At 70.5% G+C, this 26,063-nt stretch carries 24 protein-coding genes and 3 tRNA genes; 19 read left to right on the top strand and 8 right to left on the bottom strand.

The features are described from left to right. Window positions 1-12 precede the first annotated feature (12 nt). On the top strand, window positions 13-663 hold the full coding sequence (locus tag ACZ7CH_RS00135; RefSeq protein ID WP_360396948.1) for a class I SAM-dependent methyltransferase: 651 nt from the start codon (window positions 13-15) through the stop codon (window positions 661-663). Here the strand turns inward: ACZ7CH_RS00135 and ACZ7CH_RS00130 are convergent. Continuing rightward, entirely contained in the window at window positions 647-1,612 is a 966-nt protein-coding gene (locus ACZ7CH_RS00130; protein WP_470372861.1) for an NAD(P)H-quinone oxidoreductase, read from the bottom strand. The genes ACZ7CH_RS00135 and ACZ7CH_RS00130 overlap by 17 nt on opposite strands. Window positions 1,613-1,657: 45 nt before the next feature. On the opposite strand from ACZ7CH_RS00130, the gene ACZ7CH_RS00125 reads away from it, so the two are divergent. Both ACZ7CH_RS00125 and ACZ7CH_RS00120 read left to right on the top strand, forming a co-directional pair. Continuing rightward, window positions 1,658-2,290, top strand: coding sequence for a GNAT family N-acetyltransferase (locus ACZ7CH_RS00125; RefSeq protein ID WP_360396946.1), 633 nt, complete (start codon window positions 1,658-1,660; stop codon window positions 2,288-2,290). 77 nt (window positions 2,291-2,367) lie between these two features. Then, on the top strand, window positions 2,368-3,888 hold the full coding sequence (locus tag ACZ7CH_RS00120) for a M28 family metallopeptidase (RefSeq protein ID WP_470369702.1): 1,521 nt from the start codon (window positions 2,368-2,370) through the stop codon (window positions 3,886-3,888). Between the two features lie 306 nt (window positions 3,889-4,194). Here the strand turns inward: ACZ7CH_RS00120 and ACZ7CH_RS00115 are convergent. Then, window positions 4,195-4,279 (bottom strand) — tRNA-Ser (locus ACZ7CH_RS00115). A 51-nt stretch (window positions 4,280-4,330) separates the two neighbouring features. Beyond that, window positions 4,331-4,762, bottom strand: a complete 432-nt coding sequence (locus ACZ7CH_RS00110) for a MarR family winged helix-turn-helix transcriptional regulator (protein ID WP_360397101.1) — start codon at window positions 4,760-4,762, stop codon at window positions 4,331-4,333. Window positions 4,763-4,928: 166 nt separating this feature from the next. Between ACZ7CH_RS00110 and ACZ7CH_RS00105 the strand changes: the two genes are divergently transcribed. The 3 genes from ACZ7CH_RS00105 (at window position 4,929) to ACZ7CH_RS00095 (ending at window position 8,720) form a co-directional block, all read left to right on the top strand. Further along, window positions 4,929-6,644, top strand: a complete 1,716-nt coding sequence (locus ACZ7CH_RS00105) for a bifunctional metallophosphatase/5'-nucleotidase (RefSeq protein ID WP_470372860.1) — start codon at window positions 4,929-4,931, stop codon at window positions 6,642-6,644. A 657-nt stretch (window positions 6,645-7,301) separates the two neighbouring features. Beyond that, the gene (gene ypfJ, locus ACZ7CH_RS00100) at window positions 7,302-8,204 is read left to right on the top strand and encodes a KPN_02809 family neutral zinc metallopeptidase (RefSeq protein ID WP_470372859.1); all 903 of its coding nucleotides are present in this window, start codon (window positions 7,302-7,304) and stop codon (window positions 8,202-8,204) included. Window positions 8,205-8,207: 3 nt separating this feature from the next. Then, complete coding sequence (locus ACZ7CH_RS00095) at window positions 8,208-8,720, top strand: hypothetical protein (RefSeq protein WP_360396939.1); 513 nt, start codon at window positions 8,208-8,210, stop codon at window positions 8,718-8,720. Between the two features lie 18 nt (window positions 8,721-8,738). On the opposite strand, the gene ACZ7CH_RS00090 is transcribed toward ACZ7CH_RS00095, so the two are convergent. Next, the gene (locus ACZ7CH_RS00090) at window positions 8,739-9,449 is read right to left on the bottom strand and encodes a class I SAM-dependent methyltransferase (RefSeq protein WP_360396938.1); all 711 of its coding nucleotides are present in this window, start codon (window positions 9,447-9,449) and stop codon (window positions 8,739-8,741) included. Between the two features lie 319 nt (window positions 9,450-9,768). On the opposite strand from ACZ7CH_RS00090, the gene ACZ7CH_RS00085 reads away from it, so the two are divergent. After that, window positions 9,769-12,960 (top strand): hypothetical protein, encoded by a 3,192-nt coding sequence (locus tag ACZ7CH_RS00085; RefSeq protein ID WP_470372858.1) that lies wholly within the window; start codon window positions 9,769-9,771, stop codon window positions 12,958-12,960. Window positions 12,961-13,089: 129 nt separating this feature from the next. After that, entirely contained in the window at window positions 13,090-13,839 is a 750-nt protein-coding gene (locus tag ACZ7CH_RS00080) for a sulfite exporter TauE/SafE family protein (protein WP_470372857.1), read from the top strand. 53 nt (window positions 13,840-13,892) lie between these two features. Here ACZ7CH_RS00080 and hisC read toward each other — a convergent pair whose 3' ends face one another. Next, complete coding sequence (hisC, locus tag ACZ7CH_RS00075; protein WP_458429738.1) at window positions 13,893-14,960, bottom strand: histidinol-phosphate transaminase; 1,068 nt, start codon at window positions 14,958-14,960, stop codon at window positions 13,893-13,895. A gap of 75 nt (window positions 14,961-15,035) precedes the next feature. Between hisC and ACZ7CH_RS00070 the strand changes: the two genes are divergently transcribed. The 8 genes from ACZ7CH_RS00070 (at window position 15,036) to ACZ7CH_RS00035 (ending at window position 21,317) form a co-directional block, all read left to right on the top strand. After that, window positions 15,036-15,677, top strand: coding sequence for a dienelactone hydrolase family protein (locus tag ACZ7CH_RS00070; protein ID WP_360396934.1), 642 nt, complete (start codon window positions 15,036-15,038; stop codon window positions 15,675-15,677). A 134-nt stretch (window positions 15,678-15,811) separates the two neighbouring features. Then, window positions 15,812-16,324, top strand: a complete 513-nt coding sequence (locus tag ACZ7CH_RS00065) for a hypothetical protein (RefSeq protein ID WP_360396933.1) — start codon at window positions 15,812-15,814, stop codon at window positions 16,322-16,324. Beyond that, window positions 16,318-17,622 carry a PPE domain-containing protein gene (locus ACZ7CH_RS00060; RefSeq protein ID WP_470372856.1) on the top strand — a complete coding sequence of 435 codons (1,305 nt, stop codon included), beginning with the start codon at window positions 16,318-16,320 and terminating at the stop codon, window positions 17,620-17,622. Before ACZ7CH_RS00065 ends, ACZ7CH_RS00060 begins: the two co-directional genes overlap by 7 nt. Beyond that, window positions 17,619-18,371, top strand: a complete 753-nt coding sequence (locus ACZ7CH_RS00055) for an ESX secretion-associated protein EspG (protein WP_360396931.1) — start codon at window positions 17,619-17,621, stop codon at window positions 18,369-18,371. Before ACZ7CH_RS00060 ends, ACZ7CH_RS00055 begins: the two co-directional genes overlap by 4 nt. Window positions 18,372-18,448: 77 nt before the next feature. Beyond that, complete coding sequence (locus ACZ7CH_RS00050; RefSeq protein WP_360396930.1) at window positions 18,449-20,392, top strand: acetoacetate--CoA ligase; 1,944 nt, start codon at window positions 18,449-18,451, stop codon at window positions 20,390-20,392. Window positions 20,393-20,547: 155 nt separating this feature from the next. Continuing rightward, a tRNA-Ser gene (locus tag ACZ7CH_RS00045) sits at window positions 20,548-20,637 on the top strand. A 41-nt stretch (window positions 20,638-20,678) separates the two neighbouring features. Then, window positions 20,679-20,751: transfer RNA gene (locus ACZ7CH_RS00040), tRNA-Arg, on the top strand. A 233-nt stretch (window positions 20,752-20,984) separates the two neighbouring features. Beyond that, window positions 20,985-21,317 (top strand): hypothetical protein, encoded by a 333-nt coding sequence (locus ACZ7CH_RS00035; RefSeq protein WP_065915332.1) that lies wholly within the window; start codon window positions 20,985-20,987, stop codon window positions 21,315-21,317. Here ACZ7CH_RS00035 and ACZ7CH_RS00030 read toward each other — a convergent pair. Beyond that, on the bottom strand, window positions 21,301-22,119 hold the full coding sequence (locus tag ACZ7CH_RS00030; RefSeq protein WP_360396929.1) for a serine hydrolase domain-containing protein: 819 nt from the start codon (window positions 22,117-22,119) through the stop codon (window positions 21,301-21,303). The genes ACZ7CH_RS00035 and ACZ7CH_RS00030 overlap by 17 nt on opposite strands. 23 nt (window positions 22,120-22,142) lie before the next feature. Here ACZ7CH_RS00030 and ACZ7CH_RS00025 point away from each other — a divergent pair, with 23 nt between their 5' ends. Then, entirely contained in the window at window positions 22,143-23,072 is a 930-nt protein-coding gene (locus ACZ7CH_RS00025; RefSeq protein WP_360396928.1) for a ribonuclease Z, read from the top strand. On the opposite strand, the gene ACZ7CH_RS00020 is transcribed toward ACZ7CH_RS00025, so the two are convergent. After that, window positions 23,041-23,862, bottom strand: a complete 822-nt coding sequence (locus tag ACZ7CH_RS00020) for an NAD-dependent epimerase/dehydratase family protein (RefSeq protein ID WP_470373176.1) — start codon at window positions 23,860-23,862, stop codon at window positions 23,041-23,043. The genes ACZ7CH_RS00025 and ACZ7CH_RS00020 overlap by 32 nt on opposite strands. A 78-nt stretch (window positions 23,863-23,940) precedes the next feature. On the opposite strand from ACZ7CH_RS00020, the gene ACZ7CH_RS00015 reads away from it, so the two are divergent. Continuing rightward, window positions 23,941-24,150, top strand: a complete 210-nt coding sequence (locus ACZ7CH_RS00015; protein ID WP_360396927.1) for a hypothetical protein — start codon at window positions 23,941-23,943, stop codon at window positions 24,148-24,150. A gap of 123 nt (window positions 24,151-24,273) precedes the next feature. Here ACZ7CH_RS00015 and ACZ7CH_RS00010 read toward each other — a convergent pair whose 3' ends face one another. After that, window positions 24,274-24,486, bottom strand: a complete 213-nt coding sequence (locus tag ACZ7CH_RS00010) for a hypothetical protein (RefSeq protein ID WP_360396926.1) — start codon at window positions 24,484-24,486, stop codon at window positions 24,274-24,276. A gap of 33 nt (window positions 24,487-24,519) precedes the next feature. Between ACZ7CH_RS00010 and ACZ7CH_RS00005 the strand changes: the two genes are divergently transcribed. Next, entirely contained in the window at window positions 24,520-25,761 is a 1,242-nt protein-coding gene (locus tag ACZ7CH_RS00005) for a hypothetical protein (protein ID WP_360396925.1), read from the top strand. The last annotated feature ends 302 nt before the right edge of the window (window positions 25,762-26,063 follow it).

The following is a 26,063-nucleotide window of genomic DNA, read 5'->3' as shown; positions in this document are numbered from 1 at the left end:
CGGGAGACCTGGTTGGACGACTCGCTCGCACGCGAGCTGGCAGACCTCACGGCCCTGCAGCGGCTGAGCCCGCTGTGCACCGGGTACCTCCCGCGCACCTCCGGCGAGCTGCGCCCGTCGGCCCTGGTCGCGGTGCTGGACGAGATCGTGCTCGGCGCCCGCACCGTGCTGGTGGAACTGGGCTGCGGCTCCTCCTCGGTGCTGCTGGCCCGGCTGCTCGCCCAGCGCGGCTTCGGCCGGTTGCTGTCGATCGAGCACGACGAGCGCACCGCCGCGTTCGTGGCCTCCCAGCTGCGGCGGGAGGGCCTCGGCGGCGTGGCGCGGGTCGTCCACGCGCCGCTGTCCCGTCATCCGGCGGCCCTGTCGCGGCACGGCCAGTGGTACGCGCCGCAGCAGGTGCACGCCGAGGTGTTCGGCTACGTGGACTCGTGCGGGCTCGTGGACCTGTTGTTGGTGGACGGCCCCGGTCTCGGCGACCTGCGGTACCCGGCGTTACCGGTGTTGCGCGGGGTGCTGGCGCCGGGCGCGACCGTGCTGGTCGACGACGCCGACCGGGCGGACGAGCAGGCGGTGCTGGGACGGTGGTCCGAGGAGTTCGGCATGGAGTTCCGCACCGCTCCCCGGACCTCGATCGCGTCGGCGACCGTCACCGCTCTCGCTTGAGCACCACCTTGCCGAACACGTCCCCCTCGTCCAGCAGCCGGTGCGCCTCCGCCGCGTTCGGCATCGGCACGACCCGCCCGACGATCGGCTTCACCGCACCGCTCTCCACCAGCGGCCACAGGTGCTCGCGGACCTGCGCGACGATCGCGCCCTTGCCCTCGACGGTCCGCCCCCGCAGCCCGGTCGCCATGACCGACGCGCGCTTCGCCAGCAGCTTCCCGATCGGCAGCTCGCCCTTCACCCCGCCCTGCATGCCGATGACCATCAACCGGCCGTCGGGGGCGAGGACGTCGATGTTGCGCGGCAGGTAGGAGGCGCCCATGTTGTCGAGCACGACGTCGGCCTTCCCGACCTCGGCCACGAAGTCCTGCGTCCGGTAGTTCACGGTGATGTCGGCACCCAGCTCGGCGCAGCGGGCCAGGCGCTCGTCGGAACCGGCGGTGGCGGCCACCGTGGCCCCGAGGGCCTTCGCCACCTGGATCGCGTGCGTGCCGATGCCGCCCGCGCCGCCGTGGACCAGGAAGGTCTCACCGGCCTTCAGACGGCCGTCCATCACGACGTTCGACCACACCGTGCACGCCACCTCGGGCAGCGACGCGGCGGTGACCAGGTCGACACCCGCGGGCACCGGCAGGACCTGGGCCGCGGGCACGACGACCTGCTCCGCGTAGCCGCCGCCGGCGAGCAGCGCGCACACCTCGTCGCCGACCGAGAGACCGGTCACGCCCTCGCCCAGCGCCAGCACCGTGCCGGAGCACTCCAGGCCGATGACGTCCGACGCACCCGGCGGGGGCGGGTAGAGGCCCTGCCGCTGCAGCAGGTCCGCGCGGTTGACGGCCGAGGCGGCCACGTCGACCAGCACCTCGCCGGGACCAGGTGACAGGTCGGGGACCTCGGTCCACTCCAGCACTTCCGGGCCGCCGGGTTCGCGCACAGTGATCGCATGCATGTGATCGACCGTAATCACATTCGACAGCCCCGGCACCATCAGAGCATGAACGCCTGGCCGTTGCGGAACCTCGTGCTCACCACGCCGCGCCTCGAACTGCGCCCGGACGACGACGAAGGGCTCTTCGAGCTCGTGGACGTCGCGAAGGAGGGCGTGCACGCGCCGGACGAGATGCCGTTCAACGTGCCGTGGACCGACCAGCTGTCCGACGACGGCGGGCGCAGCATGGTCCAGTTCTTCTGGGCCAACCGCGCGAAGGTGGCGCCGGGCAGCTGGGCCATCACGTTCCTGGTGCGGCACGAGGGCAAGGTCATCGGCGTGCAGGAGCTCAGTGCGCGCGACTTCGCCGTGCTGCGCGAGGTGGCCACCGGCTCGTGGCTGGGGCAGAAGTTCCACGGCAACGGCTTCGGCACCGAGATGCGCGTCGCCGTGCTGCAGTTCGCGTTCGACCACCTGGGTGCCCGCATCGCCCGATCGGCCGCGTGGGTCGGGAACCGGGCTTCGAACCGGGTCAGTGAGAAGCTCGGGTACGTGCACGACGGCACGACCGCCGCCGCACCGCGCGGCGAGCGGCTTGAGCACGTGCGACTGCGGCTGGACGTGGCGAACTTCGCGCGGCCGGCGTGGCACACCGAGGTCGCGGGGCTCGCTGAGTGTGTTCGACTGATCACCAGCTGAACTCCCACCGACCGACGGATTGTGGCCCGCGTCTCCTCTTTGTGAGGGTGGCCCCACTCGGACGAAGGGGAACGTTCATGTCAGGCAGATCCAGGCTGGCGGCAGTGCTGGCCATCTCGGCACTCGTCGCAGCCCCCACCGCCACCGCGTCCGCCGCGGCTGAACCCGCGGGTCCCGCCCTCGCCAAGAAGCTCGCGAAGAAGGTGACCGTCGAGGGCGTCAACCGCCACCTGATCGCGTTGCAGCGCATCTCGGACCGCAACGGCGGCAACCGCGCCGCGCTGACCCCCGGCTACGGCGCGAGCGTCGACTACGTCGCGGGCAAGCTCCGCGACGAGGGCTTCATCGTGAGCACGCCGACGTTCAACTTCGACGTGATGGTCACCGACGCCGAGCGCGCCACCGTCGCCGGCGTGAACTACCAGGCGCTGATCATGACCGCGTCCCCGCAGACGCCCGTCGGCGGCGTGACCGGCCCGCTGCGCGTCGTGCCGGAGGACGCCACCACCGGCTGCGAGGCCACCGACTTCGCCGGCCAGGACTTCACCGGCTCGGTCGCCCTGATCCGCCGCGGCGGCTGCACGTTCGAGCAGAAGCACCTCAACGCGGCCGCCGCCGGTGCCATCGCCGTGCTGGTGTCGAACAACACCGCCGGGCCGCTGTCGAACGTGACGCTGACCAACCCCGGCAAGATCCCCACCGGTGGCATCTCGCAGGCCGACGGCACCACGCTGGCCGGGAAGGCCGGCTCCGCGGTCACCGTCGACATGCGCTTCCACACCGAGGTCCGCACCGAACGCAACGTCATCGCCGAGACCCGCACCGGCCGCAAGAACAACGTCGTCATGGCCGGCGCGCACCTCGACAGCGTCGAGGTCGGCGCGGGCATCAACGACAACGGCACCGGCTCGGCCGCGCTGCTGGAGACCGCGCTGCAGCTCGGTTCCCGCCCGAAGGTCGACAACGCCGTCCGCTTCGCCTGGTGGGGCGCGGAGGAGCGCGGCCTGATCGGCTCGACGAAGTGGGTGCAGTCCCTGACGTTCGAGCAGCAGCTCGACATCGCCCTGTACCTGAACTTCGACATGGTCGGCTCGCCGAATGCCGCCTACTTCATCTACGACGGCGACAACTCCGACGGCGTCGGCGCGGGCCCCGGCCCCTACGGCTCCGCGCAGATCGAGAAGGCCTTCGCCGACTACTTCGCCGCCAAGGGCGTCCCGACCGAGGGCACCGACTTCTCCGGCCGCTCCGACTACGGCGAGTTCATCGCCCAGGGCATCCCGGCCGGCGGCCTGTTCACCGGCGCGGAAGGCGTCAAGACCGCGGCCCAGGCCGCCAAGTGGGGCGGAACGGCCGGCGTCGCCTACGACCCGTGCTACCACTCGGCGTGCGACAACCTCGGCAACATCGACCGCGTCGCACTCGGCCGCAACGCCGGCGCGATCGCGTTCGTGACCGCCGCCTACGGCGTGTCCACCGAGGACGTCAACGGCGTGCCCCCGCGCGCCAAGCGTGCCGAGGCCCGTCTGTCGGCGGCCAAGGTGTCCTCTGCCGCGCACGCCGACGACCACGCGCACTCGCACGACGCCGTGGCGTAACCGCTTTTCCCGCTGCACGAAGGGGTCCGGCACCGCGCGTGCCGGACCCCTTCGCGTGCCGGTGCTCGACTTGGTCGCTGCTGCTCGACGGTCCAGAGAGGGGGCCGCTACCGGCGCCCGGCTGGTGTGCGTGGGTTGGTAGGGCATGGATCGCAGCGACGGTGGCCAGGCTGGATCGCACGCCGCGAACTCCACTTGAGTTCGCGGCGCTGCTGGGACGTCCGTGTTGTGGGCTGTGAATGAGACTGGACGCGAACAGGGTGGTTCACCAATTGGTGAACCACCCTGTTCGCGCAGTTCAGACTGCGGAAGCGGAGGGATTTGAACCCCCGGACGGTTGCCCGTCTCCCGCTTTCAAGGCGGGTGCATTCGGCCGCTCTGCCACGCTTCCCCGACGCCCGGAGGCGTCACCGACACCCACCGGAGGTGTCAGCGGAGCAGCCTAGCCGTTCGAGTCCCGCAGGTGTGTCATGACCCGGTCGAACACCTTGGCCAGCACCTCACCCTCCTCGGGCGACAGCAGGTCCACGATGTGCGCCCGCACCCCGGCGAGGTGCGTGGGGGCGGCGGTGACCAGCTGGGCGAGACCGGCCGGGGTCAGCTCCGCCAGCACGCCGCGGCCGTCCTCCGTGCACTCGCGCCGCAGCACCAGGCCGGCCTTCTCCATCCGCGCGACCTGGTGGGAGACGCGGGACTTGGAGGAGGCGACGTCCTCGGCGAGCTGGGTCATGCGCATGCGATGGTGCGGTTGTTCGGAGAGGCGCACGAGGATCTCGTAGTCGGCGAGTGACACTCCGTGGGCGTCCTGCAGCTCTCGGTGCAGGCGGTCCATGAGCATGGAGGAGCCGTTCACGTAGGTGCGCCACGCGCGCATCTCACCCTCGTCGAGCCAGTGCGGCTCCTGCTCACTTGATGTCACGCCAACAAGGCTAAACCGGCTCATGACGATCGAGTCATCCCTCTGGAAAACCAGGCGGTCAAAAGGCAGACTCCCGGGCCGTACACGCGCGTTAACCACGCCCTTGAGAGGCCTGTAACCCATGAAGTCGTTCAGACGGCTCACCGTTCTGGCGATCACCGCCGCCGCGGCCACTGTCATCAGCGCTACCGGGCCTGCCCAGGCCGATGTCGAGTCACTGCGCGGTCGGGGCGCGGTCGACGTGCGCCTGATCGGGATCAACGACCTGCACGGCAACATCGAGCCGCCCACCGGCAGCTCCGGCCGGGTCGTGCTGGCGGACGGCACGACCGTCGACGCCGGCGGTGCCGCGTTCAACGCCACGCACATCAAGAACCTCCAGAAGGAGGTCCGCAACTCCGTCATCGTCGGGCAGGGCGACCTGATCGGCGCGAGCCCGATCGTGTCGGCGCTGTTCCACGACGAGCCCACGGTCGAGGTGCTCAACAAGGTCGGCATGGACACGACCGCGGCGGGCAACCACGAGTTCGACGAGGGGTACAAGGAGCTGCTGCGCATGCAGCACGGCGGCTGCCACCCGGTCGACGGCTGCCAGTTCCGGGACAAGTACAAGGGTGCTGACTTCCCGATCCTCGGCGCGAACGTCACGCACGCCAAGACGGGGCTGCCGGCGTTGCCGCCGTTCTGGGTGGAGTTCCGCGACGGGATGCCGATCGGCTTCATCGGCATGCCGCTCAAGGACGTGCCGCTCCTGGTGGACCCCAACGGCATCAAAGAACTCAAGTTCGATGACGAGGTGAAGGCGGCCAACAGGTACGCCAACCTCCTCGACGCGATCGGCGTGAAGTCGATCGTGCTGCTGGTGCACCAGGGTGACCAGGTCACCGCGTCGACCGGTGGGCCCAACGCCTGCAACGTCGCCGCGAACAACCCCGGCAGCTACATCGCGGCCAACGTCAGCCCGAAGATCGACGCGGTGTTCTCCGGCCACAGCCACCAGCACTACAACTGCGTGGTCAAGGACCCGGCCGGCAACCCGCGGCCGTTCATCGAGGGGCTCGCGTTCGGTCGTGAGCTCAGCGTCGTCGACCTGAAGATCGACCGCCGCACCCGCGACGTCATCCGCGGTGAGACCAAGGCCGACAACAAGATCGTCACCCGCACCGTCGCGCCGGACCCCGAGGTGCAGGCGATCATCGACCTGGCCAAGCAGAAGTCGGGCCCGATCGCGAACAAGAAGATCGGCGACATCAGCTCGGACGTCCTCCGCGCGCAGAACCCCGCCGGTGAGTCGCCGCTGGGCAACCTCATCGCGGACGGGCAGCTGGAGGCCACCAAGGGCAACGGTGCCGTGCTCGCGCTGATGAACCCCGGTGGCGTGCGCGCCGACCTCACCTACAAGTCCTCCCCGGCCGGTGAGGGCGACGGCGTGGTCACCTACGGCGAGGCGTTCACCGTCCAGCCGTTCGGCAACATCCTGCAGACGGTCACGCTGACCGGCGCGCAGCTCAAGAACGTGCTGGAGCAGCAGTTCACCGCTGCCAGAACGTTCGTGCTGCAGCCCTCCGCGGGCCTGAAGTACAGCTGGTCGAAGACCGCGCCGTTCGGTTCGAAGGTCTCGGGCGTCACGCTCAACGGCGCCCCGCTCGACCCGAACGCGAACTACCGCGTGACGATCAACAGCTTCCTGCAGGGCGGCGGTGACGGCTTCAGCGAGTTCACCCTCGGCAAGGACATCACCGGCGGTGGCATCGACCTGGACGCGTTCTCCGCGTACCTGGTGGCCCACCCCGGTCAGGGCGCCCCGGCGCTCGACCGCATCACGCAGCTCCCGTAAGGCACGGCCGAAGGCCCTCCCGGTGGCGATCACGCCGCCGGGAGGGCCTTTTCGCGGGCCGCCCAGAAATCAGTCCTGATCATTTCCTGATCCTTTTCCGGCTGCGGCCGATTGCGTTCCGCAGTGTCGATCTCCGCAGGTCACCCGTCCGACTTCACCAATTCAGGTTCGTCGTGAGGTGTTGAGAAATGCGGCGATCAAGCGCATAGTCGAATATGAGCTGGCAGCCGGTACGTGAAGATCTGAACCGGAGGCCACGCCCAGAAGGGGTAGGTGGTGCTGTGCAGGTATCTCCTCGCTGTGGCGAAACGCGGTCTGTTGCATCCCCGCGAGCGGTCCGGCCGTAACCGGACCGATCGCGACCGTGTAGCAACTCCGAACGGGGTTTCGGGTGCCCAGGCACCATTCAGGTGTCGCTCGGCGCATCTCGACGCTGTTGAGCTCGACTTCGGTTTCGTCTCATGGCGTCACCGGTCGGGCGCCACGCCAACCGCCGTAGGCCGTAGTCGCTGCAACCACATGGGAAGTCCTCGGTGCGGTGCCCCGACGTCGGGCGCCGCACCGAGGCACGTTCAGCTCCTGGGCGCGTAAATCCCCCGAGCACGCCCGGTGCTCTATCGTTTGCCGCGTCACGGGGTCCTTGTCAGGAGGCGCGCGGTGCAGTTCAACGAAGGTGCGGAACTCGACGCTTCGCAGGTTTCCGACCAGCGGGGGGTGGGCGGCCGCGTCGCCGGCGTCGGCGGTGGCCTCGGGGTGGTCGGCCTGATCGTCTTCTTCCTGATCCAGCAGTTCACCGGCATCCAGCTGCCCACGAGCGGTCTGGAGGGCGGCAACGTGAACCCCGGCACGCAGGTGGAGTCGGGTCAGCTGGCGGAGAAGTGCAAGACCGGCGCCGACGCGAACCGCGACAGCGACTGCCGGGTCCTGGCCACGATCAACTCGATCCAGGCCTTCTGGACCGACCAGTTCTCCCGCTCCGGCCGCACCTACCAGGTCACCAGGACCAACTTCTTCCGCAGCAGCGTGAACACCCGCTGCGGCAACGCGACCTCCGCGGTCGGCCCGTTCTACTGCCCCGCGGACTCCCAGGTGTACATCGACCTGGACTTCTTCAACGAGATGCGCACGACCTTCGGCGCGAAGGGCGGTCCGTTCGTCGAGGCCTACATCCTCGCCCACGAGTACGGCCACCACGTGCAGAACCAGCTCGGCACCTCGGACCGGGTGAGCACCCGCACCGGCCCGACCTCCGACTCGGTGCGCCTGGAGCTGCAGGCCGACTGCTACGCGGGCGCGTGGGGCAACGCCGCCACCAAGACGCCGACCGCCAACGGCCAGCCGCTCATCACGAACATCACCCAGGAGGACATCGACGCCGCGCTCGACGCGGCCGGTCGCATCGGTGACGACTTCATCCAGCGCGAGCTCGGCGGCGGGCAGGTCGACACGACCAAGTTCAGCCACGGCAGCTCCGAGCAGCGCAAGAAGTGGTTCACGACCGGCCTGCAGACCGGCGACCCGGCCCGCTGCAACACGTTCGACACCAACAACCTGGGCTGAGCTTTGCAGAAGCGCTTCCTCGTCCTGCACGACTACGGCATGGGTGGCCTGTCGTGGTGGATCTGGGCGGACTCGGCCGACCAGATCGTGCGCACGCTCGCCGAGGTCGAGGTGATCACGAACCCCGACGCGGTGCGGCAGGCGGAGGAGTGGGGGCTCGAGGAGTTCGAGCTCAGGGACGTGGACGGCGACCCGGTGCTGCGCCGCATGCGGGACGACCGCCTGCGGCAGCGCGACCAGCCGGGGTTCGGCGTGCTGGCCGGGCGAGAGCGGGTGTACCTGCGCACGTTCGACCAGGGCACCGCCTACCTGCTGGAGATCGGCGAGGACGGCCGGCAGCTGCGGCAGGTCGAGGTGAAGGCGGACGGCACGCTGCTCAGCTCCACGATGGAGGGCTGGCCGATCAACCCGCCGATCGACCTGCACGACCCGCAGTACGTGCCGATGGAGATTCCCGAACGCGAGTTCGAGGACGCGTGGTGCAGGGCGGTGCCCGACCCCGCGTACGAGGACTGAGCACCGCCCCGCTCCGGTTCAGCGGCGGGCCACCGCCAGCAGGCGGTGGTCGCCGAGGCGGAACGCGCTGCCGTCGACGTCGCCGCACAGCTCGACCGACGAGAACCCGGCCGCGTGCAGCATCCGGGTCAGCTCGGCCGCGGTGTAGACGTGCTGGACCGCGGTCGAGCGCTGCGTCCGCTCACCCGAGGTGAAGGTGAAGTCGATCAGCAACCGGCCGGAGGCCACGTCGTAGGTGTTGACGGCGACCATCTCGACGCCGTCCGCCGCGAGCCGGATCTCGCCCGGCAGCGACGGCAGCAACGACTCGGCCGCGCAGCTGTAGTCGACCACGAGCACGGGCGCCACCCGGCCCAGGTCGGCCAGGAACCGCGCGTTCTCGTCGTGCTCCAGGTACCCGAGGCTGTTGCCCATGCAGAGGGCGAGGTCGGCGACCACGCCCTCTGCTGCCAGGTCCCGCACGTCGCCCAGCCGCCAGTCCACGGCCGTGGACGACGAACGGGCGTGCGCGATGGCCTCCGCGGAGATGTCGAGCCCGGTGACCCGGTAGCCGCGGCCGGCCAGCTCGACGCTGTGCCGCCCGCTGCCGCACGGCGCGTCCAGCACCCGTGCGCCGGCCGGGGCGAACCGGGTCACGAAGTCGATCTCCGCGGTGGTGGCGGAAGGGGGAACGGCACCGCGCCAGAAGGTGTTGGCGAGATCGGTGAAGAAGGTGGTGTACCACGTCAAGGTGATGCTCCTGGTGATCGCACGGAAGATGAGCGAATGTCACCGGGCACTGCGGAGCGGCCCGGTGTGTCCGGGGCTGCCCATGGCATCGACCTTGTCTCGTAGAGCTCGTGGAGTGACCCCACCCAACCACGTCCGCGCCGTGAAGCGAAGCGGTTTTACCGAGCGGCGCACGGCTCCGGGTGCGCATGGCGGGCCGTGTCGTGGCGAACACTTCCCACCACACCGGACGTTGGGGTACTTTCCCGTCGTCCTGCGGGCGCGTGCGGGGGCTCTGACGCCGGCGGACCACTCATCACATGGGGTCTTGGGGGATCCATTGTCCGAAAGATCGGTCAGCCGTGCCCTGCTCAGGTTCACGGCGCTGACCACCGCAGCCGTGCTCGCGTTCGGCGGTTCGGCCGCCACCGCGTCCGCGCAGGACGAGCCGACGAGCACCGCTCCGACCCAGTCGGAGACGACCACACCGCCACCACCTGCCGAGACGACCACGCCGTCGTCGACGCCGAGCGAGACCCCGCCGTCGGAGCCGACCGCGAAGCCGGAGCCGACCGAGAAGCCGGAGCCGACCGAGAAGCCGGAGCTAGTGGAGGCACCGTCCGAGACGGCCACGCCGCCGTCGAGTGACGCGCAGCCGCCCGCGGTGCAGCCGCAGGCCGAGCAGAAGGCCGAACAGGCCGCGGCCACGCCGGACCTCAAGCTCACCGTGGACTTCGACCGCGACGAGTACGAGCTGGGCAAGCCGCTCGCCATCACGGTGACGGTGCGCAACTCCGGCACCGCGCCCGCCAACCAGGTCCGGTTCGCGAGCGAGCCCGGCGAGATGTGGCTGACCACCGGCGTGGACGAGCTGGTCTCCCGCCCGAACCTGGCGCCGGGGGAGACGAAGACCATCAAGCTCGGGGCCACGGCGCAGTACAACAGCACCCGGGTCCGCCTCGGGATGCGGACCTACGCCGAGGGCACGACCGACCCGACGCCGAACGACAACTACGCGACCGACACCGCGAGGATCGCGGTGAACGGCGGCACGGCGACCGGCGTCGTCTACGAGGACAAGAACGGCAACGGTGTCGCGGACGCGGGCGAGGGCCTGGCGCACAAGCAGCTGAAGCTGACCGGCGCGACGTCCCTGCCGTTCCCGACCTTCTCCACGGACCAGAACGGCCGCTTCTGGATCTCCGGCCTGCCCGCAGGCACCTACCAGGCGAGGCTGAGCAGCAACGACATCAGCGGCCAGCAGCTCAAGGCCGGCCAGACCATCGTCGTGAAGTCCGGTCAGACCACGGAGACCGCACTCGTCACCGCGCCGCCGCTGTCGCGGTCGCTGCGGCTCACCGGCTACCGCTTCGACAAGCCGAAGTACGCGAAGGGCGAGCAGCTGGCCGTCTCGGTCACGCTGACGAACTCGGGCACCGCGCCGATCGAGCACCTCGTCTGGGTCTGCGACCCGGAGAACGACCCGACCGTGCTGGACGGCACCGGCCCCGGCTGGGCCGAGGTCTCGCCCGACGGCCAGGGCATCTCGATCCCGGCCGGGCAGAGCAGGACCGTCACCGTCACCGACGTGGTGCCGGACGCCGCCTTCCAGGCCGGCAAGGTCTACTTCGCCTGCGCGTTCAGCGTGGACGGTCGCAACGTCGACGTCCCGTCCGGCGGACCGGTCGCCGGCGACCCCGGTCTCACCTTCGGCGCCGAGGTCGTGGGCGCGTTCGGGTCGGTCAGCGGCTGGCTGAACCGGCCGGGCAACGACTCGGTCAAGCTCGTCGCCGTCGACCCGGCGAACGGCCGCGTGCTGGGCACCACCCTGACCGGTGGCTCCTACACCCTCCCGAACCTGCGGCAGGGCCCGGTCGCGATCCGGGTCGTCGGCCCGTGGTCGTTCGCCGACGGCGGCACGAGCAAGCCGGTCACCGTGGTCGGCGGCGAGAACGTGGTCGTCGACCTCACCGTCGTTCCCGGCCCGCAGGTCGCCGACCCGTCGGTCGACGCCCAGGACCTCAAGGTCTCGGTCACCTTCGACAAGGCGACCTACGACTTCAGCGACCCCGTGCAGATGACGATCAAGGTCGAGAACGCCGGCACCGGAACGAGCCCCGTGCCCGGCTGGCTGCTGCACGACTGGGCCCAGGGCGAGCCGAGCTTCGACCACATCGCGCTGCCGAAGTTCCTGAACGAGCGCTTCAGCCTGTGGCCGGGTGAGAGCAGGCAGATCACGCTCACCGGCACCATCAAAGACTACGGCCAGAACGGCCCGGCCGACCGGATCGCGTTCAAGGTGCGCGTCGCCAACGGCTGGTGCTGCGACAAGAACCCGGCGAACAACGAGGCGGAGGCCTCGGCCGCCGTCACCTGGGCCACCGGGTCCGCGACCGTCACCGTCTACGGCGACCGGGACCTCAACGGGCAGCTCGACGCGGGCGAGGAGCTCGCGGGCAGCAACGTCAACGTCGGTGGCGGCAAGCCGTACCGCAACGTGCAGGGCACCACCGGCGCCGACGGCCGGGTCCGGTTCACCGGTCTGGCAGCCGGCCGGTACAACGCGAGCAACCGGTTCAACAACGAGACCGACTGGGTCGTCGCCGACGGCGACCCGGACTTCGTCGTGAACCCCGGTGACGAGGGCACCGCGCAGATCAGGATGGTCCGCCCGCTGTCCGACGCGCTGAAGGCGTCGATCACGTTCGATCAGCCGTCCTTCCAGCGCGGCGAGCGCGTCGGCCTCACCGTGTCGCTCAGGAACGAGGGCACGCAGGCGCTCCAGGTGAAGGCCTGGTGCTACGGCGGTTCGAGCCCGTACCTGGGCAACGCCACCGCGGACTGGGGTGCGCTGGCCGAGGGCGCGGCGGGCGTCGCGCTCGCGCCGGGAGCAACGCAGCAGGTGCACGTCAGCACGCCGATGCCGGCCGGGGCCGAGAACCACGGCCAGGTCGCCACCAGCTGCTCGTTCGGTCCCGAGCAGGCCCAGGGCAACCCGTTCGTGGGTGCCTCGGTGAAGGTCGTCGGCGAGACGAACACCTTCCGCGGTGTCGTGGTCACCGGCCAGTACCCGGACCAGAAGCCGGTGGCGAACGTGAAGGTCGTCCTGCTCGACCCGTGGACGAACCAGCCGGTCGCCCGCGCCACCACCGACACCGAGGGCGGCTGGGTGTTCCCCGACCTGCCCGTCGGTCCGTACACGCCGGTCGTGGTCGGCCCGTGGCGCCTGCTCAACGACTGGTCGGAGAGTCCGCCGTTCGCCAACGTCAAGGGCGAGGAGTACCCGGCGTGGCTGTGGGTCGAGCCGGGGCAGGAGGTCGCCGACCCCGACCTCGCCACCACCCCCGGTGGTGACGGCACGGGAGCCGGCGCCGGTCCCGGTGCGGCGACGGGTGGGAACGCCACCGCGCTGCCCGCCCGCAACACCGCCGCGCTCGCCGACACGGGCGTGAGCGTGCTCGGCCTCGTGCTGTTCGGTGCGCTGCTCGTGCTCGCCGGTGCGGCGCTGCGGCGCAAGCCCGCCCTGGGCTGAGCCGGGCGTTCTGACGCGGAACAACGGGGCGGTGCTCTTCGGAGCACCGCCCCGTTGTCGTGAGAGCCACAACGCGTCGTCCGGGACGGAGTGTTAGCGTCGCTAAACGTTTCTGATCCTGGGGGTGGCATGACGGTCTGGGAAGCAGTCGTGGTGGTCATCGCGGGTGTGTTCGCAGGCGGCATCAACACCGTCGTCGGCAGCGGCACGCTCGTGACGTTCCCCGTGCTGCTCGCCGTCGGGTACCCGCCGGTGGTCGCCAACGTCTCCAACTCGCTCGGCCTCGTCCCCGGCTCGCTGTCCGGTGCCTGGGGCTACCGCGAGGAGCTCAAGGGGCAGAGGTCCCGCATCGCCCGCCTGCTCCCGGCGTCGATCCTCGGTGGCGTGGTCGGCGCGATCCTGCTGGTGACGCTCCCCGACAAGGCCTTCGCCGCCATCGTGCCGGTGCTGATCGTCATCGCGCTGGTGCTCGTGGTCGTCCAGCCGTGGCTCAACCGCAAGCTCGCCGACCGGCGCGGCAACGGGGACGGCGGCGTCCTGCTGTGGCTCGGTGTCTTCGCGGCCGGCATCTACGGCGGCTACTTCGGCGCGGCGCAGGGCGTGCTGGTCATGGGCATGATGGGCGTGCTGCTCAACGAGCACCTGCAACGGATGAACGCGCTGAAGAACGTGCTGACCGCGTTCGTGAACCTGATCGCCGGCGTCCTGTTCATCTTCATCGCCGACGTCGCCTGGGAAGCCGTGCTGCTGCTCGCCATCGGCTCCGTGGTCGGCGGTCAGATCGGCGCGAAGGTGGGCCGCAAGCTGTCGCCGACGGTGCTGCGCGGCGTGATCGTCGTGGTCGGCGTGGCGGCCATCGTGCAGCTGCTCACGAAGTAGCCACGGGCCCGCGCCGGACGGCAGGAGCCCGTGGCCCGGTCAGTTCAGGCAGCTCACGCCACGAACGCGCGTGCCGCGGCCAGGAACGCGTCGTTCTCGTCCGGCTCACCGATCGTCACCCGAGCGCCCTCGCCGACGAACGCGCGCACGACGACCTTGTGCGCCAGGCAGTGCTCGTTGAACGCGGCCGTGCGCTCGCCGAGCGGCAGCCACACGAAGTTCGCCTGCGACTCCGGCACGTCGTAGCCCATCGCCAGCAGCTCGCCGCGCACCCGCGTCCGCTCCGCCACGATCGCCCGGCAGCGGATCATCAGCTCGTCCTCGGCGTCGAGCGACGCCATCGCCGCCACCTGGGCCAGCGAGTTCACCGAGAACGGCACGTACACCTTGCGCAGCACCTCGGCGACGGCCGGCGGCGCCACCGCGTAGCCGACGCGCAGACCGGCGAGACCGTAGGCCTTGGAGAACGTCCGCAGCACCGCCACGTTGTCGCGGCCCTGCGCCCACTGCTGCTTGGCCAGCTCGACGCCGTCGGGGATGTGCGCGTCGTCGACGAACTCCTTGTAGGCCTCGTCGATCACCACGAGCACGTCGGAGGGCACGCGGTCGATGAACGCCTCGATCTCCTCGGTGCGCAGCGCCGTGCCGGTCGGGTTGTTCGGGTTGCAGACGAACACCATCCGGGTGGCCGGGGTGATCGCCGCCGCCATCGCGTCCAGGTCGTGGACGTGCCCGGCGGTCAGCGGGACCCGGACCTGCCGCGCGCCCGCGACGTGGGTGACGATCGGGTACGCCTCGAACGACCGCCACGCGAACAGCACCTCGTCGGACGGGGTGCAGGTGGCCTGGATGAGCTGCTGGCACAGGGTCACCGAGCCGCAGCCGATCGCCAGGTGGTCGGCAGGGACGCCGAGCTTGTCGGAGAGGCGGCCGGTGAGCTCGACGCAGCCGGAGTCCGGGTACCGGTTGATGCCGGTGGCGGCCTCGGCGACGGCCTTGACCACGCTGGGCAGCGGGCCGGCGGACACCTCGTTGCTCGCGAGCTTGATGGCGCCGGGGATGGTCCTGCCGGGCACGTAGGAGGGCAGGGACGCCAGGTCAGCGCGGGTTCGCACGGTCATGCTCCCGATCCTCGCATTGCTCCGTCCGATTGGTCACGTTGACTGGAGTTCACCCCGTCGTGCGAGGGTGGGTTCATGACCACTACCCGTGTCGAGACGCTTGCCCTGACCGACGGCCGTGAGCTGCGGGTGACGATCGCCGAACCCGACGGTGCCGTCCGGGGCGGTCTGGTGGTGCTGCACGAGGCCCGCGGCATCACGACGCGGGTGAAGTCGCTCGTCAGCGGTCTCGCCGCGGAGGGCTGGCTCACCGTCGCACCGCACCTGTACGAGGCCGACCGCGTGCACGGCGACGACATCAGGGACCAGGTCAGCAAGCTCTCCGGTGACCGGCTGCTGGAGGACACCGACGTCGCGTTCGTCTGGCTGGGCCAGCAGGGCGTGAGCGCCGACCGGATGGGCGTGCTCGGCTTCGACGTCGGCGGCACCGTCGCGATGGTGGTGGCCGCGAGCCGCACGATCGGGGCGGCCGTCACCGTGCAGGCGCCCGGCGTCCTCGAACCGCTCTCGGACGGTCTGCCCGCGCTCGTCGACGTGGCGGGCGACCTCTCGTGCCCGTGGCTCGGAATCTACCGCGAAGGCGAGTCCGAGGAGGTCGACAAGCTGCGGGATGCCGTAGCGAGCTCGGAATCCGCGTCTGACGTGGTCCGTTTCGGGGCATCGAGTGACGAAGCGCGGGCTCGCGCGTTGAACTGGTTCGACGCACATATGAGGTAAGAGTCTTTACGGCGGATTGGAACCGAACCGTCGTCCGGGTACATCTAAGGAGTGCTTCGGACGGCTGACTGGGTGTAGCGCTGCGTAACACCCAGTGCTGCGGTGACGACCAAGCAGTGCAGGGGGTTGTGAGGATGGCTGAAGGCACCGGGACAGGCACGCAGACGGGCGCGGAGACGCCCGCTGTGAGCACGGCGACGACCACACCGATCACCGCGGACCAGCTCGCGGCGGCGAAACCGGCACTCCAGACGGAGATGCTGGTGGACAAGGCCGCGGCGAGCTACGCGGCGGCGAAGCTGGACCACGCCGCGGACAGCGGGCGGCTGCAGCTCGACGCCGGCGCGGCAGAGGCGTTGATCAAGGCCGTCGACGACGCGCGCGACCAGGTGATGGCGCTGTGGGAACGGGCCAAGAACCAGCTGGCGACGCCGCTGCAGTTCGGCGACAACCCGGTCGCCCACGCGATCAGCGCGCGGTTCCGCGACATCGCCGTCGGTGAGGACTCCGGTGCGGTCAAGGCGCTGCTGGACCTCTACGACGTGCTCGGCGACATCAGCAACGCGCTGAAGAAGAACCGCGACGAGACCCAGCGGGCCGACGAAGAGGCCGAGCGGCAGATGAAGAAGCACGGGGGTTCGTGGTGAGCCAGAGAGGGCACGGCGGCGGCAACGGCGGCCATGGCGGCGGGAACGGTCATGGCGGCAACGGCGGTCACGGCCACGACGGCAAGGACAAGTGGGACCGCGAGGACATCCACGAGCCGGTCGACTGGATGACCTACACCCACGAGCAGCTCTACAACATGGTGCACACCGGCGTGAACCTGGAGAGCGCGAACGCCGCCGCCACCAGCTGGAACAAGATCGGCGAGGAGATCGCGGGCGTCCGCGAGAACCTCCTCAAGGCCGTCGAGGACTCCACGGTCGGCTGGGAGGGCGAGTCGGCGCGGCTGGCCCGCGACGGCCTGACCGAGGTCACCAACTGGGTGCACGACACCGCGAGCTACGCGCAGAAGGTGTCGTCGGCGATCACCACCGAGACCAGCAACGTCGAGGCCGCGCGGGCCGCGATGCCGCCACCGCCGAAGGCACCGGAGCCCCCGGTCCCGACGGACGCGGTCGTGGAGCCGCGTCCGGCGCTGGTCTCGCGGCTGCGCGAGCCGCAGGAGTTCCACGCGGTCGCCGACCAGAGCATGTACACGCCTGAGCAGAACCGGCTCCTCGCCCAGCAGGGGTCGTTCGCGGGCTTCGGCACCGTCGGCACCAGCGCGGTCGACGCCCTCGCGGCCAACGACGCGTCGCACCGGCGTGCCGCGGACGTGATGGCGGCGTTCCAGCGCAACTCGGCTGCGGTCGACCAGATCGTGCCGTCGCAGTTCACGCCTCCCGTGAACCCGGTCAACCCGGTGCTCGCCGACTCCACGACCGGCACCCGCACGCCCTCGACCCCGGACGCCACGACCGCCGGCGCCGGCGGTGCCGGAGCGGTCGCGCCGACGCCCGCGCCGAACCGGGGCAACACCACCCCGTCACGCGGTGGTGGCGGCGGTGGCTTCGGAGGCGGCGGCCGCGGTGGTGGCGGTGGCGGTGGCTTCACCGGTGGCATGGGCTTCGGCCGCGTGCCCGCCGCGAACCAGGGCAACCAGACCGGTGCCGGTACCGGCACCGGCGGCGGCATGTCGTCCGGTGGCGGAGCCGGCGTGGTCGGTGACGGCCGTTCCGGTGCGGGTGCCGCGGCAGCGGCGTCGTCCGCGGCGACCGGCAACCAGACGAGGGCGTTCCAGAACCCGCTCGCCATGGGTGCCGCGCCGATGGCGGCCGGCGCACCGGGGGCCGGTGGCCAGAACGACGAGCGCGAGCACAAGAGCGCGAGCTACCTGGAAGAGGACGACAACGTCTTCGGCCTGGACCGCAAGGCGGCCCCGCCGGTGATCGGTCAGTGAACGAAAGACGCTTCACGGTCAGCACGCAGGAGTTCTTCCTGCTGTGGCAGGCCGTGCACGGCGAGGACCGCGTCGTGCCGCTCGGAACGCCCCACGTCGGGGCCACCCGAGCGGCCCGGCGGCGGCTCGCCGAGCAGAGCTCCCAGACGCTCTACGCCAGGGGGCTCGGCACCATCGACCGCCCGGACGACTACCTGCGGACGCTGGTCAGCGGCCTCGGTGAGTTCGACCGGGCGCTCGAGATCGCGTACTTCAAGGGAACCGAGCTGGCGCGCGGACTCGCGTGCGCCGGCTGGAGCGGGTCGTTCGCCGCGCGGGTGGGCGACCAGGTCCACCTGCGCGAGTTCCGCCCCAACGCGCTGGCCTCGGCCACCGTCTCGTCGTTGCCCGGCCTCGCACCGGGCAGCGGCCGTTCGGTCAACGTGCGCTGGGACGACTACCTGCGCGCGGGCGAGGCCGGTGAACGCGAAGGCGTGCAGGCGTTCCTGGACGTCCTGCGCGACGCGGGCATCCGCGAACCGGAGGCCCACACGCTGATGCGCATCGTCACCTCCCGCATCGGCGGCGGCGAGCTCGGCCTCACCGCCCGCAACCGCGACGGCGTGCCCCGCCCGACCGGCCGCTCGGTGTCCTGGCTGGACACCCGCGAGGGCCGCTACCTGCTGCGCAAGCACGACGGCTGGCTCGTGCTGGCCCCCGCCGACCAGGCCCGCCTGACCTCGGCCGTGGACGAGCTGCTGGCCGGCTGAGCCCCACACCGCCGGCCGCGTCCTTGTCCGCGAACACCACATGGACGAGGCGCGTTCCACCAGCTAGACATTGGGGCATGACCGACACCGACGTCGAACTGCTGTGGCGCCCGGACCCCACGAGGGCCACCGGGATGACCGCCTTCAGGTCGTGGTTGAGCGACCGCGGCCACGACTTCCCCGACTACGAGTCGCTGTGGGAGTGGTCCGTCTCCGACCTCGAGGGGTTCTGGGGCGCCATAGCCGCGTACTTCGACGTGTCGTTCCACTCGCCGGCCGAGCGCGTGCTGGCCGCCGCGGAGATGCCGGGCGCGTCCTGGTTCCCCGGCGCCACCCTGAACTACGCCGAGCACGCGCTGCGCCGCGGCGGTGACGACGACCTCGCCGTGATCTTCCACCGCGAGGACGGCCTGACGCACTCGCTGACGTACGGCGAGCTGCGGTCCAGGGTGGCCGCCTTCCGCGCCGCACTGGCCTCCGTGGGCGTCTGTGCGGGCGACCGGGTGGTCGCACTCGTCCCCAACGCCCCCGAGGCACTGGTGGCCTTCCTGGCCGCCGCCTCGCTCGGTGCCACGTGGTCGTCCTGCTCCCCGGACTTCGGCTCCCGCGCCGTCGCCGACCGCTTCACCCAGATCTCGCCGGTGGTGTTCGTCGCCGTCTCCGGCTACGTCTACAACGGACGGTCGTTCGACTGCCGCCCGGTCGTCGAGGAGATCCGCTCGCAGATCCCGTCGCTGCGCGCGACCGTGCTGATCGACTACCTGGACAACGGCGCCACCCTGCCGGACACCCTGTCGTACGCGGACCTGCTGGCCGCCAACGAGGGCGCCGCCCTGGAGTTCACGCCGGTGCCGTTCGACCACCCGCTCTGGGTGCTCTACTCGTCGGGCACCACCGGCCTGCCCAAGGGCATCGTGCACGGCCATGGCGGCATCGTGCTGGAACACCTGAAGATGCTGGCCCTGCACAGCGACCTCGGCCCCGGCGACCGGTTCTTCTGGTTCACCACCACCGGCTGGATGATGTGGAACTACCTGGTGTCCGGCCTGCTGGTCGGCACCACGATCGTCCTGTTCGACGGCAGCCCGGCCCACCCGTCGCTGTCCACGCTGTGGCACCTGGCCGAACAGCACCGGGTCACCTACTTCGGCACCTCCGCGCCGTACGTCCAGTCGTGCCTGAAGGAAGGCCTGGAACCCGCCGCGCACTACGACCTGACGGCCCTGCGCGTCGTCGGCTCCACCGGCGCCCCGCTGACCCCGGAGGGCTTCCGCTGGATCGCCTCCGCCGTGGGCAAGGACGTCCAGATCGCCTCCGTCTCCGGTGGCACCGACCTCTGCACGGCCTTCGTCGCCGCCTCGCCCGACCGCCCGGTGTGGCTCGGCGAACTGTCCTGCCGGGCCCTCGGAGCCGCCGTCCAGGCCTTCGACGAGAACGGCACCGCGCTGGTGGACGAGGTCGGCGAACTCGTGATCACCAGGCCCATGCCGTCCATGCCGGTCTTCTTCTGGGGCGACGAGGACGGCACCCGCCTGCGCGACGCCTACTTCGACACCTACCCCGGCATCTGGCGCCACGGCGACTGGATCCGCATCACCCCGCGCGGCTCCGCCGTGATCTACGGCCGTTCCGACTCGACCCTGAACCGCGGCGGCGTCCGCATGGGCACCTCCGAGTTCTACCGCGTCGTCGAGTCCGTCGAGGGCGTCGTCGACTCCCTGGTGATCGACACCTCCGGCGTCACCGAGGGCGAACTGCTCTGCTTCGTCGTCCTCGACGGCGTCACCCTGGCGGACGTGGAACCGTTGTTGCGCAAAGAACTGCGCTCCTCGCTGTCCCCACGCCACGTCCCGAACCGCTTCGTCGCCGTCACCGAGATCCCGCGCACCCTCAACGGCAAGAAGTGCGAGGTGCCGGTCAAGAAGATCCTCGCCGGCGCCGACCCGGACCAGGCCGTCAGCCGCGACGCCCTGCGCAATCCCGAGTCCCTCCAACCCTTCCTGGAACTCGCCTCGGAATGATCTAGGTCACTCCGTTCCGCGCGACCAGCGGTTTTACGCCCCTCTCCGGTCTGGTGAACATGCTCTGACCAGCAGGTTTCAGGCAAGGAGGGGGGCGTTTTGCAACTCGGTTGAAGACCTGTGTAACCTATGTCCCGTGGCCGAGGATGGTCCCGGGAGGCTTCGCCTAGTCTGGTCTATGGCGCCGCACTGCTAATGCGGTTTGGGGTAACCCCCCATCCCGGGTTCAAATCCCGGAGCCTCCGCAAGGCCGAGCCTCTAGGGGATCGGTTATAATTGAAGATACGCGCTCGTAGCTCAACGGATAGAGCATCTGACTACGGATCAGAAGGTTGCAGGTTCGAATCCTGCCGAGCGCACTCGATCGCGGGAGCCCCTGTTTGCGGAAAGCGCAAACAGGGGCTCTCTCGGTTTTTTTGTGGGGGCCGAGCCCCCACACCCCAGCCGGGCGGCTTCGCCCCCGGACCCCCGGACTGCGTGGCGCTGGCGCGCCGACGCAGTCCCACCCCCGAGGTGGGTCCGTGCGGTCCCGTGGTGCGGAGCGTGCATTCGTGGATGCGCCGGAGGTGGTGCCTGCGGCAGAGTTCACGGCGTGGATCAGCGCGAGATCATGCAGCGGGCGCTCGGCGTCCTGACGCTCACCTACGACGCCGAGGCGGGCGAGTCGAGCGACTACCTGCGCACGGCCCTCAAGTCGTTGCAGGAAGGCGTGTTCAGCTACGAGGTCAAGGTCGACGGCGAGCTCAACGAGGCCGGCGCCCAGGCCCTCAAGCAGGCGATGGACCAGGTGCTGTCGCAGTTCGGGTGGTTCACCGCGGGGCTGCTCTACGCGTTCCACGGGGTCGCGCAGGCCTACGAGAACGACTGCGAGGAGGCCGACGTCCAGGACGTGCTCAAGCAGCTCGCCCTCAGGCTCGCCGACTGAGCTCCGCGCGCACCCCGTCGGAGAACGGCGTCCACGCCTCGACCGCCCACGGGCCGAAGCGCAGGTCGGTCAGGGCGACGCAGGCCGCCGAGAGGTCCGGGTCGACCCACAGGAACGTGCCGGACTGGCCGAAGTGGCCGAACGTGCGCGGCGAGTGGGTCAGGCCGGTCCAGTGCGGCGACTTGCCGTCGCGGATCTCGAAGCCGAGGCCCCAGTCGTTCGGCTTCTGCATGCCGTAGCCGGGCAGCACGCCGTTCAGTCCGGGGAAGACCACCGAGGTCGCCTCGCGCACCAGCTCGGCCGAGACCAGCTTCGGCGCCAGCAGCTCCGCGGCGAACAGCGCCAGGTCGGCCGCGCTGGACTCGGCGCCCGCGCCGGCGCTGCCGACCAGCGCGGAGGAGGTCATGCCCAGCGGTGCGAAGACGGCCTCGTGCAGGTACTGCGGGAACGGGATCTCGCAGGCGTCGCCGACGAACGCGGCCAGCACGTCGAAGCCCGCGTTCGAGTAGATCCGCCGCTTCCCCGGCTCTGCCTGGACCTCCGGCTTGTCGAACGCGTACCCGGCCGTGTGCGCGATCAGGTGCCGCACGGTGGCCCCCGGCGGCCCCGCGGGCTGGTCCCACTCGACCGCGCCCTCCTCGACGGCCACGAGCACCGCGTACGCCGTCAGCAGCTTCGTGACCGACGCGAGCGGGAACACGCGCTGCTGGTCGCCCAGCGACCCCACCACGGTCCCGCCGGACACGACGGCCACGGCCACGTTCTCGGCCGGCCACGACGCTGCCACTTCGACGCTCTGCATGGGACAGACGTTAACGTTCGGGGGTGACAGTCCGGGAACTGATCGTCCTGGGAACGGCCAGCCAGGTCCCCACGCGCCAGCGCAACCACAACGGCTACCTGCTGCGGTGGGACGGCGAAGGCCTGCTGTTCGACCCCGGCGACGGCTCTCAGCGCCAGCTGCTGCGCTCGGGTGCGGCTGCGAGCGACATCACCCGGATCTGCATCACCCACTTCCACGGCGACCACTGCCTGGGCGTGCCCGGCATCGTGCAGCGGCTCAGCCTCGACCGCGTGCCGCACACCGTCCACGCGCACTTCCCGCGGTCGGGCGCCCACTTCTTCGAACGCCTCCGGCACGCGAGCGTCTTCTACGACGCCGCGGACGTCCAGGAGCAGCCGGTCGACGCCGACGGGCTCGTGGCGGAGGGGAAGTTCGGCCGGCTGGAGGCGTACCGGCTCGACCACGGCATCGACTCGTTCGGCTACCGGCTGGTCGAGCCAGATGGGCACCGGATGCTGCCGGAGAAGCTGGAGGAGCACGGCATCCGCGGCCCGCAGGTGCGCGAGCTGCAGCGCGACGGCGTGTTCGACGGGGTGCGCCTCGCCGACGTCAGCGAGCCGCGGCCCGGCCAGCGGTTCGCGTTCGTCATGGACACCCGGCTCTGCGACAACGTCTACGAGCTCGCCGACCGGGCCGACCTGCTGGTGATCGAGTCGACCTACCTCGCCCGCGACACCAGGCTCGCTGGCGACCACGGCCACCTCACCGCCCAGCAGGCCGCCCGCGTCGCCCAGGAGTCCGGGGTCCGCACGCTGGTGCTGACCCACTTCTCCCAGCGCTACGACGACCCGGCCGAGTTCCACGCCGAGGCGGCCGCGGAGTTCGACGGCGAGATCGTCGTGGCGAAGGACCTCGACCGCGTCCCGGTGCCGAAGCGGGTCAGCGGTCCACCGCGGCCCACTGGTCGCTGACGATCTCCTCCAGCGAGGAGTGCGCCGGCGTCCAGCCCAGCGACCGCAGCCGGGAGACGTCGGCCCGCTGCGCCTTCACCTCGTCCGGGTTCGCGGGCCGCCAGGTCACGTCCACGGACCGCCCGGTGACCGCCTCGACGGTGTCCAGCACCTCCCGCACCGACGCGGACGTGCCGCCGACGTTGTAGACGGTGGACGAGCCGGCCTCGCACGTCTCCAGCGCCGTCACGAAGGCCGTGGCGACGTCCCGCACGTGGACGAACTCGCGCACCGCGGACCCGTCGCCGTAGACCTCCATGCCCGGTCCCCGCCCGGCCGCCGTGGCGACCGCCCGCGTGATCACCCGAGTGGTGTCGGTGTCACCCCCTCCAGCGACGTTGAACAAACGCAGCGTGGCCGCCCCGATCCGGCCCGACCGCGCCGTCCACGCCACGAGGTCCTCGGCGGCCGCCTTCGACGCGGCGTAGGGGGAGGAGGGCTCCCGGACCGACTCCTCGGTCAGCGGCGCGTCCGACGGGCGGTACACCCCGGCCGTCGACGCGAGGAGGAACCGCTGGCCGCGCAACGCCTTCAGCAGGTTCAGCGTCCCGCCGACGTTGGTCTCCCAGTAGCCCAGCGGATCTCGGAACGACTCCCGCACCCGAGCAAGACCAGCCAGGTGGATGACGGCGTCGGCGTCCGGAACGTGGAACGGCTCCAATACACGTTGACGGGACACCACTGGTTCATGTCCGTGAACCCGCAGCTCACGCACCACAAATCGACCCACGTACCCAGTGGCACCGGTCACCAGAACTCGCACGAGATGACCCTAAAGGTCCACCAAGGTTGGGCCGATAACACACGTGTGAGTTACCCCCATCGCGCTGTGCACACAAGCATCGCCGGACTCCTGCACGACGTGGCCGTGCAGGAGTGCAAGCGGCAGGAGTTCCTGCGCAACGTGGCCGACATCGTGGGAGCCGCACCCGCGCCCGGTCCCGCCGAGCTCACCACGCCGCTGCCCGCGATCAACCCCCGGCGCAGCTTCCTCAACCGCGTTGACCAGGTCCTCCGGGACGCGGCGCGCTCGCTGTAGAGCGGAAGATCGAACACCGATCCACCTGTGGCAGGGCCTGCGCTGACGGGCCCGCCGCAACATTCATCCGGCCGTTGCCGGACCGTGCTTCGACACGCATACCGGGTGGCTCTACGCTACGCGTCACCCGGCGATCGCCGGTCGCATCCTTCTGCTTCTTCTCAAAGCGGGTTTTCGGCGATGGATCATGTCTTCGCAGCGCTCAACGAGCGCTTGGGCGGATTGTTCGGTGACCGGTTGGTCGTGCTGGCCGGTGGTACGCGTCTGGCGAAACGCGCGCATGAGCTCCATGCGCTCGGTGCCCGCCATACGCTCGTGCTGGATACCGATGATCATGCCCCGCTTCATGATTCCGAGATCGCCCGTTGGGTGTCGCTGGGCATCAAGGGCGGCTTCGTCGCGGTCGAGCAGCGCCGTCTCGGCAAGCTGCTGACCAAGCCGAGCGCCGAGGTGCGCGGGATCCTGGGCGACTTCGACCCGGCGGCGGAGGCCGTCGTCATCAGCACGCCTTACAACGAGATCGACACCTTCCAGGGGCGTCCGGTCCTCAACGCGCGCCGCCGCGAGTGGGTCGAGCTGGAGAACAAGACCACCATCGACGCGCTCTGGGACGAGCTCTCCGCCCCGCGTGCGCCCGCGCTGGTGTTCGACCTCGACTTCGAACGCCTCTGGGGCGCCTCGGAGATCCTGGACCGCGGCGCCGGCGTCGTGTGGTCCGGTGACGGGCCCGCGATCAACGGCGGCGCGAACTTCGTGCGCCGGGTGCGGTCCTACGAGGAGGCCAAGGAGGCCTTCGACGTGCTCGCGCCCAAGTGCGAGCAGGTGCGCGTGATGCCGTTCCTGGAAGGCATCCCGGTGAGCGTGCACGGCATCGTGTTCCCCGACGGCACCGCGGTGCTGCGCCCGATCGAGATGGTCGTGCCGCGCCGCCAGGGCCAGGCCAAGTTCCTGTACGCGGGCTGCGCGTCGTTCTACGACCCGCCCGTGTGGATCCGCGACCAGATGCGCAACCTCGCGCGGCGCGTCGGCGAGCACCTGCGTTCCACGGTCGACTACCGCGGCACGTTCACGCTCGACGGCATCGCGACCGAGGACGGCTTCCTGCCGACCGAGATCAACACCCGCTACGGCGGCGCGATGGTGTGCTTCGAGGACGCCGTCCCGTCGCTGCCGCTCGCCCTGGTCCAGGTGGCCCTGGTGGCCGGCTGGGACCTCGGCGTCTCGTCGATGCAGTTCGAGGAGCTCGTGCTGGCGGCGGCGGACGGCCTGCGCTCCGGCGCGGTCGGTGCCAACGTCCGCGCGGTGCAGCCCACCGAGGTCGACGAGCGGCGGCTGGTCTTCACCGGCTGGGCGTGCCGCCTGGCGCACCAGGACGAGCCCGCGCACGCGACGTTGCGGCTCAGCCCGTCCCCGATCGGCGGCCGGCTCGACCTGGACCTGCACCGGGAGAACATGCCGGTCGGCGCGCCGGTGGCCGCGCTGACCGTGGCGGCGTTCGCCCTGGCCGACCAGGAGTGGGGGACCGGTCTCGGTGCCCTGGAGCCCGCGATCGCCGTCGAGGACACCCAGCCCCTCGACCAGCCTCTCGAACAAGAAGCCGTCATCGCCTGACGCTGTCGGTGCACGCGGGGCCCTTTCGTGCGCTAGAAGAGTACGAAAGCTCCCCGCGTGCACTCACCCGGCGCCCTCGTTGCCGGGACGTTGTCGGCGCACGCGGGGGCCTTTCGTGCGCTAGAAGAGTACGAAAGCTCCCCGCGTGTACTCACCAGGCGCCCTCGTCGCCGGGACGTTGTCGGCGTACGCGGGGGCCTTTCGTGCGCTAGGTGTAGTGACTAATCAGGTTGTTGACGGCGTGTCGGGTTGAACATGGGAGGACCTCCGGGCGGAGTGGATGTGTCTGACGCATCCCATCG

This window comes from Lentzea sp. NPDC037011 (assembly GCF_055607425.1).
Note: the sequence above shows the minus strand (reverse complement) of the source record. Positions and strands in the feature narration are given on the sequence as shown.

Excerpts from the sequence above, each read along its gene's own strand:
- ACZ7CH_RS00130 (WP_470372861.1), bottom strand. The coding sequence starts at position 1,612 with ATGCATGCGATCACTGTGCGCGAACCCGGCGGCCCGGAAGTGCTGGAG.
- ACZ7CH_RS00125 (WP_360396946.1), top strand. The coding sequence starts at position 1,658 with ATGAACGCCTGGCCGTTGCGGAACCTCGTGCTCACCACGCCGCGCCTC.
- ACZ7CH_RS00120 (WP_470369702.1), top strand. The coding sequence starts at position 2,368 with ATGTCAGGCAGATCCAGGCTGGCGGCAGTGCTGGCCATCTCGGCACTC.
- ACZ7CH_RS00110 (WP_360397101.1), bottom strand. The coding sequence starts at position 4,762 with ATGCGCGCGTGGCGCACCTACGTGAACGGCTCCTCCATGCTCATGGAC.
- ACZ7CH_RS00105 (WP_470372860.1), top strand. The coding sequence starts at position 4,929 with ATGAAGTCGTTCAGACGGCTCACCGTTCTGGCGATCACCGCCGCCGCG.
- ACZ7CH_RS00080 (WP_470372857.1), top strand. The coding sequence starts at position 13,090 with ATGACGGTCTGGGAAGCAGTCGTGGTGGTCATCGCGGGTGTGTTCGCA.
- hisC (WP_458429738.1), bottom strand. The coding sequence starts at position 14,960 with ATGACCGTGCGAACCCGCGCTGACCTGGCGTCCCTGCCCTCCTACGTG.
- ACZ7CH_RS00070 (WP_360396934.1), top strand. The coding sequence starts at position 15,036 with ATGACCACTACCCGTGTCGAGACGCTTGCCCTGACCGACGGCCGTGAG.
- ACZ7CH_RS00065 (WP_360396933.1), top strand. The coding sequence starts at position 15,812 with ATGGCTGAAGGCACCGGGACAGGCACGCAGACGGGCGCGGAGACGCCC.
- ACZ7CH_RS00050 (WP_360396930.1), top strand. The coding sequence starts at position 18,449 with ATGACCGACACCGACGTCGAACTGCTGTGGCGCCCGGACCCCACGAGG.
- ACZ7CH_RS00030 (WP_360396929.1), bottom strand. The coding sequence starts at position 22,119 with ATGCAGAGCGTCGAAGTGGCAGCGTCGTGGCCGGCCGAGAACGTGGCC.
- ACZ7CH_RS00010 (WP_360396926.1), bottom strand. The coding sequence starts at position 24,486 with ATGATCATCGGTATCCAGCACGAGCGTATGGCGGGCACCGAGCGCATG.